This is a genomic window from Streptomyces sp. G-G2 (assembly GCF_030063135.1).
Taxonomy (GTDB): domain Bacteria; phylum Actinomycetota; class Actinomycetes; order Streptomycetales; family Streptomycetaceae; genus Streptomyces.
The window spans coordinates 72,824-84,773 of the sequence record NZ_JASISO010000008.1 but is presented as its reverse complement, the minus strand read 5'-3'; the positions used below and the strand labels follow the sequence as shown (position 1 = coordinate 84,773).

General features: G+C 72.8%; 10 protein-coding genes. 4 read left to right on the top strand and 6 right to left on the bottom strand.

Features of this window, described 5'->3' with window-relative positions:
- Positions 1 to 134 precede the first annotated feature (134 nt).
- The 5 genes from QMF80_RS09020 to QMF80_RS09000 all read right to left on the bottom strand — a co-directional run bounded on the left by QMF80_RS09020 (position 135) and on the right by QMF80_RS09000 (position 5,874).
- Positions 135 to 1,370, bottom strand: a complete 1,236-nt coding sequence (locus tag QMF80_RS09020; protein WP_283451347.1) for a histidine kinase — start codon at positions 1,368 to 1,370, stop codon at positions 135 to 137.
- 16 nt (positions 1,371 to 1,386) lie between these two features.
- Positions 1,387 to 3,141, bottom strand: coding sequence for a sodium/solute symporter (locus QMF80_RS09015; RefSeq protein ID WP_283451345.1), 1,755 nt, complete (start codon positions 3,139 to 3,141; stop codon positions 1,387 to 1,389).
- Between the two features lie 242 nt (positions 3,142 to 3,383).
- Positions 3,384 to 3,680, bottom strand: a complete 297-nt coding sequence (locus QMF80_RS09010; protein ID WP_283451344.1) for a hypothetical protein — start codon at positions 3,678 to 3,680, stop codon at positions 3,384 to 3,386.
- Positions 3,681 to 3,883: 203 nt separating this feature from the next.
- Positions 3,884 to 4,726 (bottom strand): LytR/AlgR family response regulator transcription factor, encoded by an 843-nt coding sequence (locus tag QMF80_RS09005; RefSeq protein ID WP_283451342.1) that lies wholly within the window; start codon positions 4,724 to 4,726, stop codon positions 3,884 to 3,886.
- Between the two features lie 140 nt (positions 4,727 to 4,866).
- Entirely contained in the window at positions 4,867 to 5,874 is a 1,008-nt protein-coding gene (locus tag QMF80_RS09000; protein ID WP_283451341.1) for a GDSL-type esterase/lipase family protein, read from the bottom strand.
- 373 nt (positions 5,875 to 6,247) lie between these two features.
- On the opposite strand from QMF80_RS09000, the gene QMF80_RS08995 reads away from it, so the two are divergent.
- The 4 genes from QMF80_RS08995 (at position 6,248) to QMF80_RS08980 (ending at position 11,104) form a co-directional block, all read left to right on the top strand.
- Complete coding sequence (locus tag QMF80_RS08995; RefSeq protein ID WP_283451340.1) at positions 6,248 to 7,705, top strand: amino acid permease; 1,458 nt, start codon at positions 6,248 to 6,250, stop codon at positions 7,703 to 7,705.
- Between the two features lie 10 nt (positions 7,706 to 7,715).
- A complete protein-coding gene (locus tag QMF80_RS08990; RefSeq protein WP_007262967.1) occupies positions 7,716 to 8,171 on the top strand; it encodes an Lrp/AsnC family transcriptional regulator in 456 nt (151 codons plus the stop codon).
- A 381-nt stretch (positions 8,172 to 8,552) separates the two neighbouring features.
- Positions 8,553 to 9,353 (top strand): carbon-nitrogen hydrolase family protein, encoded by an 801-nt coding sequence (locus QMF80_RS08985; RefSeq protein ID WP_283451324.1) that lies wholly within the window; start codon positions 8,553 to 8,555, stop codon positions 9,351 to 9,353.
- Between the two features lie 38 nt (positions 9,354 to 9,391).
- Complete coding sequence (locus QMF80_RS08980; RefSeq protein WP_283451322.1) at positions 9,392 to 11,104, top strand: flavin monoamine oxidase family protein; 1,713 nt, start codon at positions 9,392 to 9,394, stop codon at positions 11,102 to 11,104.
- 79 nt (positions 11,105 to 11,183) lie between these two features.
- Here QMF80_RS08980 and QMF80_RS08975 read toward each other — a convergent pair whose 3' ends face one another.
- Positions 11,184 to 11,870, bottom strand: coding sequence for a DUF5995 family protein (locus QMF80_RS08975; protein WP_283451320.1), 687 nt, complete (start codon positions 11,868 to 11,870; stop codon positions 11,184 to 11,186).
- Between the last annotated feature and the right edge of the window lie 80 nt (positions 11,871 to 11,950).

The following is an 11,950-nucleotide window of genomic DNA, read 5'->3' as shown; positions in this document are numbered from 1 at the left end:
TCCTTCCGCAACACGCCCTAGGAGACTGCTGGAGATCTTGCTCGGGGCGCCCGAGTCACCCCGATTCACCGGTAAATGTCGATCGGGGCAACCTGGTGCAAGCCGGGCGCGTTTCCAAGATCTTCAGGACACTCCTAGGCGGACGGCCGGTCCGCCGGGGCCGAGGAGTGCACCCCGGGCCGGTACTTGGGGATCCGCACGGTGATCTTCATGCCCTCGCCCACCGCCGTCTCGAAGATCAGCCCGTAGTCGTCGCCGAAGACCTGCCGCATCCGCTGGTCCACGTTCGGCAGCCCGATCCCCGAACCGCAGCCCGGCTGCTCCCCGGCCAGGATCCGGCGCAGCAGCGCGGGTTCCATCCCCACCCCGTTGTCCTCGATGGTCAGCACCGCCTCCGGCCCCGCGTCCCGGGCCGTGATGGTGATCCGGCACTCCCGGGCCGAGTCCTCCAGCCCGTGCTTGACCGCGTTCTCCACCAGCGGCTGCAGGCACAGGAACGGCAGTGACACCGGAAGCACTTCCGGCGCCACCCGCAGGGTCACCTTCAGGCGGTCCCCGAACCGGGCTCCGGCCAGCGCCAGATACTGCTCGATGGAGCGCAACTCCTCGGCGAGGGTGGTGAAGTCACCGTGCCGCCGGAAGGAGTAGCGGGTGAAGTCGGCGAACTCCAGCAGCAGTTCCCGCGCCCGCTCCGGATCCGTCCGCACGAACGAGGCGATCGCGGCCAGCGAGTTGAAGATGAAGTGCGGGGAGATCTGCGCCCGCAGCGCCCGTATCTCCGCCTCCATCAGCCGGGTCCGCGACCGGTCCAGCTCCGACAGTTCGAGCTGTACGGAGACCCAGCGGGCCACCTCCGTCGCGGCCCGCACCAGCACCGCCGACTCCTGGGAGCCGTACGCCACCAGCGCCCCCAGCACCCCGTCCTCACCCGTCAACGGCGCTATCACCTCCCACTTCAGCGCGCAGCCGGGCTGTGTGCAGCCGGTACGGCCGCTGCGGCTGCGTCCTGAGGCCAGCAGCTCCGCCGCCCGCTCCATGGCCCGCCGCTCGTGGTGCGCGGCCCCCGGCCCGTCCCAGGCCAGCACCTTCTGCCGGTCGGTCAGGCACAGCGCCTCGGTGCCCAGCAGGGAGCGCAGCCGCCGGGCGGCCTTGCGGGCGGTGTCCTCGGTGAGCCCGGCGCGCAGCGGGGGCGCGGCCAGCGAAGCGGTGTGCAGGGTGTGGAAGGTGGCCCGCTCCACCGGTGTGCCGAGGCCCGGGGCGCCGCGCCCGGCCCGCCCGGCCCGGCGCGCGTGCAGGCGGCCGAGCGCGTAGCCGAGGCTCAGGACCACCGCCGCCACCGCCGGGAGCGCGAAGAGCGCGGGTCCGGTCATCGCGTCCGCCCGCCCGTCACGGCGTGTCCCCGGACGCGGCGGACCCCCGGGTCGCGGCGCGGCCCCGGACCAGCTGCTCCGGCAGGTGCAGCCGGGCCAGGGTGGCCGCCGTGCCCTCAGGGATCCTGGCGGGGGTGGCCAGCGACACCAGCGCCATCGTCAGGAACCCGAGCGGCACCGACCAGGCGGCGGGCCAGGCGAGCAGGGTGTTCGCCCAGCCCGCCGGGGCCAGCCCGGCCCGGGTCGTCACCACCGCGCCGAGCGCCGCGCCGCCCCCGGTGACCAGCCCGGCCACCGCCCCGGGCGGGGTCAGCCGGGGCCACCAGATCCCCAGCACCAGCAGGGGGCAGAAGGAGGAGGCCGACACCGCGAAGGCGAGTCCCACCGCGTCCGCCACCGGCACGTGGGAGGCCAGCAACGAGCCCGTGAACGGCACCGCCATCGCCACCAGCACCGAGAGCCGGAAGGCGCCCACGCCCCGGGACGGCAGCACGTCCTGGTGCAGCACCCCGGCCACCGCCATGGTCAGCCCGGAGGCGGTGGACAGGAACGCGGCGAAGGCGCCTCCGGCGAGCAGCGCCCCCAGCAGGTCCCCGGTCATCCCGCCCACCATCCGTTCCGGCAGCACCAGCACCGCCGCGTCGGTGTCCCCGGTGAGGGCGAGTTCGGGGGCGTAGATCCGCCCGAGCGCCCCGTAGACGGGCGGGAGGAGGTAGAACGCGCCGACCAGGCCGAGCACGACCAGGGTGGTGCGGCGCGCGGCCCGCCCGTTGGGGCTGGTGTAGAAGCGGACCGCGACGTGGGGCAGGCCCATGGTGCCGAGGAAGGTGGCGAGAATGAGGCCGTAGGTCGCGTAGAGCCGGTACTCCTTCCGGTCCCCGGAGAGCGGCTGGGACCAGGACGGGCTGTCCGGTCCGCTGCCCGCGCGGGCCGCGGGCAGTGCGCTGCCGGGCGCGAACTCGAGCCGGGTACGGGCGTCCACCGTGTGCTGCCCGGCGCCGAGGCCGACGCTCTGGCCCGTGTACGACCGGCCGTCGACCCGGCCCGACACCCGCAGGACGAGCGGCGCGTCCAGGGAGATCCGTACGTCCTGGGCGAGGGTCACGGAGGTGTGCTCGCGCAGCACCGCCGGGGCGTCGAAGGCCGCGCGCGGGGCGCCGTCCCCGGCCCAGGCGGCGATCAGGAAGAAGGCCGGGATGAGCAGCGCGGTGAGCTTGAGCCAGTACTGGAAGGCCTGGACGAAGGTGATGCTGCGCATCCCGCCCGCCCCCACCGCGACGGTGACCACCACCGCGACCACCAGCCCGCCCGCCCAGTGCGGGGCGCCGGTCAGGATCTGCAACGTCAGTCCCGCGCCCTGGAGTTGCGGCAGCAGGTACAGCCAGCCGACCCCGAGGACGAAGACGACCGCGATCCGGCGCACCGCCCGCGACTCCAGCCGGTCCTCGGCGAAGTCGGGCAGGGTGTACGCCCCCGAGCGGCGCAGCGGCGCGGCGACCAGGACCAGCAGCACCAGGTACCCGGCGGTGTACCCGACCGGGTACCAGAGCATCTCGGGGCCCTGGAGCAGCACCAGTCCGGCGACGCCGAGGAAGGAGGCGGCGGAGAGGTATTCCCCGCTGATGGCCGCCGCGTTGAGCCGGGGGCCCACGGTGCGGGAGGCGACGTAGAAGTCGGAGGTGGTGCGCGATATCCGCAGCCCCAGCCCGCCGAGCAGGACCGTCGCCAGGACGACGACGGCGACCGCGCTCAGCGCGTAGGTCTGGTTCACCGGGCGGTCCTCGGAAGGGGGCGGGGGAGCGGTGCGGGGGAAGGCGGCGGAGATGTGGTCGGGTGATCGGATTCTAGGCATGGCGACGCGGCGGACAACAGGCGCGTTCCGGCGAATCACCGGCACGGGGACGGCGGGTGACGGGTGGGTGGTGGACGGGCGGCTGATGGGCGGCGCCGTCGGGGAGCGGGCGGCGTGTACGGGGCAGCGGGTGTACGGCGGCGTCCGGCCCGTCGTCGAGCTCAGTACATCCGCTCGTGCGCGTGCTGCGCGCAGTCGTGGTGTTCGGCGCCGTCGCGGTGGGCGATCTCCAGCTCCACCCAGGACTCCTCGGCCCGCCGGAAGGCCAGGGCCAGAGCCGCCTCCGCACGTGGCGGGAGGTGCTGACGGCAGCCCTCGTCGGCCTCGTACAGTACGTCGGCCCACCGCGCGGCCACGCCGCGCAGCCGGTCCACCAGCGCCTGGGCCTCGGCGGGGCCGGACGGCCGGGTACGGGGCAGTCCGCTCAGCGCGTCGAGCAGCGCCTGGATCTCGGACATCTCGCTCCTCCCGCCCGGAAGATCCACGATAGGTGCGCCCGGGGCGACGGCGGGCCGAACGGACGTGCCCTGCGGCCGACGGCCCCGCCGGATCGCCGTACGCGCCGCGCCGCGCGACGAACGGCGCCTCCCGGCCGCCGGGCGGTCACCCGGCCCCGGCCGAACGGGCGCGGGGGGCCCGGCGGCCGGTCCGGGGTGCGGGGTCAGCCCGTGGCCTTGCGCATCAGCAGGTCGCGCAGCTCGCGGGTGTGGCGGCGGCTCACCTGGAGTTCCGCCGCGCCGACCCGGACGCTGGTGGTGCCCGCGTCCAGGCGCAGTTCGTCGATCCGGTCCAGCGCCACCAGATGGCGCCGGTGTATCCGTACGAATCCCCGCGCGGCCCAGCGCTCCTCCAGCGTGGACAGCGGGATCCGCACCAGGTGGCTGCCCTCGCCGGTGTGCAGGCGGGCGTAGTCGCCGTGGGCCTCGACGTACGCGATGTCCGCGATCGTCACGAACCGGGTCACTCCGCCCAGTTCGACCGCGATCTGCTCGGCCGCCCGGTCCGCGACGGTGACCTCGACGGAGAGCGCCGTCGCGGGGGCCGCCCGGGCGGCGCGCGCCGGGACGGGGGCGGCGGCCGGGGACCCGGGGGCGGCGGGCGGCGCCGGGTCACGGCCCAGCAGCGCGCAGACCCGGCGGACGGCCTCCGCCAGCCGCTCCGGCCGGACCGGCTTGAGTACGTAGTCCACCGCCTTGAGGTCGAAGGCCTGGACGGCGAAGCCCTCGTGCGCCGTGACGAACACGATCAGCGGCGGCGAGCTGAACCCGGCGAGCAGCCGGGCGATGTCCAGCCCGGTCAGCCCCGCCATGTGGATGTCGAGGAACACCACGTCGAGGCCGTCGGGCCCGTCCGGGCCCGACTCCACCGCCAGCGTGATCCGGCGCAGCGCCTCGGTGGCGTCCGAGGCTCCGGCCGCCGCGCTCACCCGGGGGTCCGAACGCAGCAGGTAGAGGAGCTCCTCCAGGAGCGGCCTCTCGTCGTCGACGGCCAGTACGCGCAGCATGGGGGGCAGTGTAGAGAGCGCCCCGGCGGGGCGGAACGGGGTGCGGCCCAGTCCGGCAAGTCCGTCTCTTCCGGATCTGGCCGACGCGGGTCGGGCGCGATCCGGAAGGCGCGGATCGGGCGCGATCCGCGAGCGGCGGACTAGTCCGCCGCGAACCCGGCCCCGCGCAGGGCCGCCGCCACGGCCGTCCCGAGGACCCGGTGCCCCTCGTCGTTGGGGTGCAGCCCGTCCGCGAGGTGCCCGGGGTCCAGCAGATCGCGCCCGGGCAGCAGGACGAGCCGGTCGTCCCCGGCCGCCGTGCGCTCGCGTACGGCGCGTTCCATCGCGTCCCGCAGCGCGCCCAGGGTGGCGCCGAGCCGGTTGGGGGTGCGTTCGGCGTCGGGCCGCAGGACGGGCGAGAGCACCAGGAGCGGGGTCCGCGGATGGCCCTGGCGGACGAGGTCGATGAAGGTCCGGGTGGTCTCGTACAGCAGGGGCACCGAATAGGGAACCCCGGACCAGCAGTTGGTGCCGAAGGCCAGGGTGAGGGCGTCGGCGGGGAGGGAGGAGAGCTGCTCGGCGGTGGCGAGTTCGCCGCGGGCGGCCCCCGCGTAGCCGAGGTTGACCGTGTCCCAGCCCAGGGCCCGGCCGGTCACCGCCGGCCAGCCGTGGGCGGGGCGGGTGGACCACCAGCCCTCGGTGATGGAGTCGCCGTGCACCACCCAGCGCGGGGCGGCGGGCGCCGGGGCGAGCGGTCCGCCGATCCCGCGCAGGCCGAGCACCAGCGGAGCCCGGGCCTCGGGCGGGTAGATGGTGAAGGGGCCGCCGCCGGGCGGCAGCCCGATGCGTACGACGCACTCCGCGGCCGGTTCGGTGAACACCTCGGCGACCCGGCCGGAGCGGTCCCACAGGGCGAAGCCGTGCGCGAGGTCGCGCAGCGCGTCGGTGGACCCCGGCACGGTCGCCCGGTAGCGGATCTCCACGGCCCGCGCCGCCGCCGCGGCGGTGAACTCCAGCCGGACCCCTATCGGCAGGACGGCCCGCTCGCCCGTGTCCCAGGGCAGCCGCGCGGTGTCGGCGGGGTCCGCCCGTACCGGCCGGCCCTTCTCCAGCCAGGCCACCCCGCGCAGGAAGGGTCCGGGGTCCAGCCACCGCTCGTCAGGGATCACCTGGGGTCTCCGTTCGTCGTCCACCACCGGCGTGTGCCCCGGGGAGCGGGTCCGGATCCATGGCGGCACGCTCCGGGAGATCTGACGAACTGTCAAGAATGGGGGTCAAAAGCGACCTGCGCACTGATCGATCATCCGCGCGCAACAAAGGACCATTGCGGCCAGATCCGCGCAATGATCGTGCGGCAATGTGCAAGGATGATGCATTACGGGCGGCTTATCCCAGCTCGTAGGCTCACTCGCTGTACGTGGAGTGGTGCGACTGCCTGCTCGGCGGTCCTCCATGCCCAGGCTCTGCCTGTCCCTGCTCCGGACCGCCGCGGTCGACGCCGTTTTGTCTCTCCGGTCCCGCAGTGTCAAAAGGAGTCCCCTCGTGCTCGACCACGGCCAGGCGCCGCCGCTCACCACCGAACCCCCCGCACGGCCCGCCCACCCCCTGCTCCGCCGCAAACCCGTCGAGCGCCTCATAGCCGAAGGCGGCCAGGGCGAGGGCGGCAGCCTGCGCCGCTCGCTCACCATGTGGCAGCTGACCATGCTGAGCATCGGCGCCACCCTGGGCACCGGCATCTTCGTCGTCCTCGGCGAGGCCGCCCCGCTCGCCGGACCGGCGGTGACCATCGCCTTCGTCATCGCGGGCCTGACCGCGCTGCTCTCCGCCCTGTCCTACGCGGAACTGGCCGGATCCATCCCGGTCTCCGGATCCTCGTACTCGTACTCCTACGCGACCATGGGCGAACTCGTCGCCTGGGTCTGCGGCTGGTGCCTGGTCCTGGAGTACGGCGTCTCCGTCGCGGCCGTCGCCGTCGGCTGGGGGGAGTACCTCAACGAGCTGCTGGACGGCACCCTCGGGGTCACCGTCCCGGAAGCGATCTCCTCCCCGTACGGCCAGGGCGGATACATCAACCTGCCCGCGCTGATCGTCGTCCTGCTCGCCATGGTCTTCCTGATGGGCGGTGCCAAGGAGAGCGCCCGGGTCAACTCGATCATGGTCGGCGTCAAGATCGTCACGCTGCTGGTCTTCATCGGCATCGGCTTCATGGGCATCAAGTCCGGCAACTACTCCAACTTCGCCCCCATGGGTCAGGCGGGCATCAGCGCCGCCGCGGCCACCCTCTTCTTCTCCTACATCGGCTTCGACGCCGCGTCCACCGCCGGTGAGGAGGCCAAGAACCCCAAGCGGGACCTGCCGCGCGCGATCATGCTCTCGCTCGGGATCGTCACCCTGCTGTACGTCCTCGTCGCGTTCGTCGCCGTCGGCGCCATGCCGTGGCAGGACTTCGGCCACACCGAGGCCGCGCTCGCCCAGATCATGAAGGACGTCACCGGCGACAGCGTCTGGGGCGTCGTCCTCGCCGCGGGCGCCGTCGTCGCCATCGCCTCCGTCGTCTTCGCCGTCCTCTACGGCCAGACCCGCATCCTCTTCGCGATGTCCCGCGACGGGCTCGTGCCCAAGGTGTTCGCCAAGGTCAACGCGAAGACCGGCGCGCCCCGCGCCAATGTGGTGATCGTGTCCCTCTTCTGCGGCTGCCTCGCGGCCTTCATCCCGCTGGGTGAACTCGCCAACGCGACCAGCATCGGGACGCTCTTCGCCTTCGCCCTGGTCAACGTCGCCGTGGTGATCCTGCGCTACAAGCGGCCTGAGATGCCGCGCACCTTCAAGGTGATGCTGTTCCCCGTCACCCCGGTCCTCGGCTTCGCCGCGTGCCTCTGGATGATGTACAGCCTGCCCGCCGCCACGTGGATCGTCTTCGGTGGCTGGATGGCCGTGGGCCTCGTGGTGTACTTCCTCTACGGCATCCGCCGCTCCCGACTGGCCACAGCAGAGAAGTGATCCACCCGCAGTGCGACTGAACGATCTCGACGAACGCATCGTGCACGCCCTCGCCGAGGACGCCCGCCGCTCCTACGCGGACATCGGCTCCGAGGTCGGTCTGTCCGCCCCGGCGGTCAAGCGGCGGGTGGACCGGCTCCGGGCCGAGGGTGCGATCACCGGCTTCACGGTCCGGGTCGACCCGGCCGCGATGGGCTGGGAGACCGAGGGGTTCATCGAGATCTACTGCCGCCACAACACCTCGCCGGACGACATCCGGCGGGGGCTGGAGCGGTACCCCGAGGTGGTGTCCGCGTCGACCGTGACGGGTGACGCGGACGCCCTCGTGCAGGTCTTCGCCTCCGACATGCGGCACTTCGAGCGGGTGCTGGAGCGGATCGCGGGCGAGCCGTTCGTGGAACGCACGAAGTCGGTGCTGGTCCTCTCCCCCCTCCTCCGCCGCTTCACCTCGGGCGCCCCTGCCTAGCCGGCGGTCACGCCGGGTGGATGCCCTCAAGCGCCGGGCGGGCTGGTTCGATGCCCTCAAGCGCCGGGCGGGCTGAAACATCCCGGCCGGGCGGCTGGACAGGCCCGGCCATCCCCAGCCTCGCCGGCGTTTGAGGCGCCGCCGGAGGCAGCCCGGGCGCCGGGCTGAGGCGCCGCCGCCGGAGGCGCCCGGCCGGGGCCCGCGCCGGAGGCGTACGGCTGTGGCAGCCGTTCCGGAGCGGGATCGGACAACGAATCGCCGCTGTGCGGACAAAATGCGCAACGAATCGTTCAGCGGCACGCAACAGACACGCCTTGTCCACCACGAGCACCCCCCCGTACCGTCTATAGGACCCCGCCCCTCCTGCCACAGAGGTCGTCCATGCCCACGCTGCGCACCGCCCTCCTCCAGAGTTCCGGACGGCTCGGCGACGTCGCCGGGAACCTGAAGGCCCTCGACGAGGCCGTCGCGCGCACCGCACGGGCCGGGGCCGGGCTCCTCGTGACCTCCGAGATGTTCCTCACGGGCTACGCCCTGGAGGTTCAGGAGATCGCCGCGCTCGCCGAGCCGAGCGACGGCCCGTCCGCCGTCGCCGTCGCCGAGATCGCCCGTCGCCACGGTGTGGCCGTCCTGTACGCCTACCCGGAGCGCGACGGCGCGGCCGTCTTCAACTCCGCACAGCTCATCGGCCCCGACGGCGCCCCGCTCGCGAACTACCGCAAGACCCACCTCTTCGGCTGCTTCGAGCAGGACGCCTTCACCCCGGGCGACACCCCCGTCGTCCAGGCCGAGCTGAACGGCCTCCGGATCGGCCTGATGATCTGCTACGACGTGGAGTTCCCCGAGAACGTCCGCGCCCACGCACTCGCCGGGACCGACCTCCTGCTCGTCCCGACGGCCCAGATGCACCCGTTCCAGTTCGTCGCCGAGCAGCTGGTCCCGGTCCGGGCCTTCGAGAACCAGATGTACATCGCGTACGTCAACCGCACCGGCCCCGAGGGCGAGTTCGAGTTCGTCGGGCTCAGCTCGCTGGCCGGTCCCGACGGCACCACCCGTACCCGCGCGGGCCGTGGCGAGGAGCTGGTGTTCGGCGACGCCGACCCGGAACTCCTCAAGGCCTCGCGCGCGAACAATCCGTACCTGCGGGACCGCCGTCCCGGGCTCTACGCCTCCCTGATCTGACCCCTGCCCCCCAGCCCTGCCGCAAGGAGACGTGCCCCATGACGTCCACGGTGCCCACCACCGCCGTCCCGCACAGCGACGGACAGCCGCCGATCACCATGTTCGGCCCGGACTTTCCGTACGCCTACGACGACTTCCTCGCCCACCCGGCGGGCCTGGGTCAGATACCGGCGACCGAGCACGGCACCGAGGTCGCCGTCATCGGCGGCGGGCTCTCCGGCATCATCGCCGCGTACGAGCTGATGAAGATGGGCCTCAAGCCCGTCGTCTACGAGGCCGACCAGATCGGCGGGCGGCTGCGCACCGTCGGCTTCGAGGGCACCGGCACCGAGGGGCTGACCGCGGAGATGGGCGCCATGCGCTTCCCGCCGTCCTCCACGGCGCTCCAGCACTACATCGACCTGGTGGGCCTGGTCACCGAGCCGTTCCCGAACCCGCTGTCCCCGGCCACCCCCTCCACGGTCGTCGACCTCAAGGGCGAGTCGCACTACGCGCAGACCATCGCCGACCTTCCGCAGATCTACCGCGACGTGGCCGCCGCGTGGAACGACTGCCTGGACGAGGGCGCCGACTTCTCCGACATGAACACCGCGATGCGCGAGCGGGACGTCCCGCGCATCCGCGAGATCTGGGCCAAGCTGGTCGAGAAGCTCGACAACCAGACCTTCTACGGGTTCCTCTGCGACTCGAAGGCCTTCCAGTCCTTCCGCAAGCGCGAGATCTTCGGCCAGGTCGGCTTCGGCACCGGCGGCTGGGACACCGACTTCCCGAACTCCATCCTGGAGATCCTGCGCGTCGTCTACACCGAGGCGGACGACCACCACCAGGGCATCGTCGGCGGCTCGCAGCAGCTGCCGCTGCGCATGTGGGACCGCGCCCCCGAGAAGCTGATCCACTGGGCCCAGGGCACCTCGCTGTCCACCCTCCACGAGGGCGCCCCGCGTCCGGCCGTGACCCGGCTGCACCGTACGGCGGGCAACCGGATCACCGTCACGGACGCGGCCGGGGACATCCGGACGTACCGCGCCGCGATCTTCACGGCCCAGTCGTGGATGCTGCTGTCCAAGATCGAGTGCGATGACACGCTCTTCCCGATCGACCACTGGACGGCGATCGAGCGCACCCACTACATGGAGAGCTCGAAGCTGTTCATCCCCGTGGACCGGCCCTTCTGGCTGGACAAGGCCGTCGACGACGCGGGGAACCCCACCGGCCGCGACGTCATGTCGATGACGCTGACCGACCGGATGACGCGCGGGACCTACCTGCTGGACAACGGCCCGGACCAGCCCGCCACCATCTGCCTCTCCTACACCTGGTGCGACGACAGCCTCAAGTGGCTGCCGCTGTCCGCGAACGAGCGGATGGAGGTCATGCTGAAGTCCCTCGGCGAGATCTACCCGGGGGTCGACATCCGCCGTCACATCATCGGCAACCCGGTCACCGTGTCCTGGGAGAACGAGCCCTACTTCATGGGCGCGTTCAAGGCGAACCTGCCGGGCCACTACCGCTATCAGCGGCGCCTGTTCACCCACTTCATGCAGGACCGCCTCCCCGAGGACAAGCGCGGCATCTTCCTCGCGGGCGACGACATCTCCTGGACGGCGGGCTGGGCCGAGGGCGCCGTACAGACCGCGCTGAACGCGGTCTGGGGCGTCATGCACCACTTCGGCGGCGGGACGGACTCCACCAACCCGGGTCCCGGTGACGTCTACGACGCCATCGCCCCGGTCGAGCTGCCCGAGGACTGACCTCCGAGGACGTTCCCCCCGGTCACGGGCCGCCCCCGCGCCACGAGCGCGGCGGCGGCCCGTTCCCATACGGCCCGGGTCAGGAGCTCACCGACCAGGCCGCTCCCGACGTCTGGCGGACGGGCGTCAGCAGGCAGCGGCCGACCAGCCCGACGCCCGCGTCCAGGGACTCCTCGAACTCCTCGGCCAGACCGGGGGAGCGGCGCAGGGTCCACAGCAGCCGGGCCGAGGCCCAGGCGCCGTCGCGGGCGCGCTGCAGGCTCCAGGAACCGACCAGGTGGGTCAGTGGATCGGCGATCTGGAGCAGGTCGGGGCCGGGCATCAGCTCCTCCCGGATGCGTTCCTCCAGGGCCACCAGGGTGTCGCCGACCCGGTCGAAGTCGGCCTCCAGGGCGGCCGGTTCGCAGTCCAGGGTGCGGCAGGTGGTGATCACGGCGAGGGGCAGGTCGTGCCCGATGTGCGCGTTGATCCCGGCGAGGGCGTACTGGAGCGGCCGTACGCCGGGATGGCGCCGGTACTGGAACAGCGGCCGCCAGCACGCCGGCGTCCGGTCGCCCTCGGCGGCCGCTTCCACGGCCATCAGGTACCGCTCGGCGAACCGGACGCTCAGCACCGCCGCCCGGCGCGGCCCGGGGAACTCCCCGCGCTCGATCCGGCGGTGCAGGGTCTCGGTCACCGTCAGGTACACCCGGTTGAAGACCGCCACGCCGTCGTGCGCGGGCAGCCGTTCGTCCAGGGCGCGCATCCGCGCGAGCACCGCTTCCATGGGAGGCAGGTTCGCAGCTGACGGCCGGTTCCGGGAGACTTGGCCCGGTACTTCGCCGGTTCGGGCGAACCCTGCCCGCA

Bases quoted from the DNA above. Each gene is read 5' to 3' on its own strand.
- QMF80_RS08975 (WP_283451320.1), bottom strand. From the start codon at position 11,870: ATGGAAGCGGTGCTCGCGCGGATGCGCGCCCTGGACGAACGGCTGCCC.
- QMF80_RS08980 (WP_283451322.1), top strand. From the start codon at position 9,392: ATGACGTCCACGGTGCCCACCACCGCCGTCCCGCACAGCGACGGACAG.
- QMF80_RS08985 (WP_283451324.1), top strand. From the start codon at position 8,553: ATGCCCACGCTGCGCACCGCCCTCCTCCAGAGTTCCGGACGGCTCGGC.
- QMF80_RS09005 (WP_283451342.1), bottom strand. From the start codon at position 4,726: ATGCTGCGCGTACTGGCCGTCGACGACGAGAGGCCGCTCCTGGAGGAG.
- QMF80_RS09010 (WP_283451344.1), bottom strand. From the start codon at position 3,680: ATGTCCGAGATCCAGGCGCTGCTCGACGCGCTGAGCGGACTGCCCCGT.
- QMF80_RS09020 (WP_283451347.1), bottom strand. From the start codon at position 1,370: ATGACCGGACCCGCGCTCTTCGCGCTCCCGGCGGTGGCGGCGGTGGTC.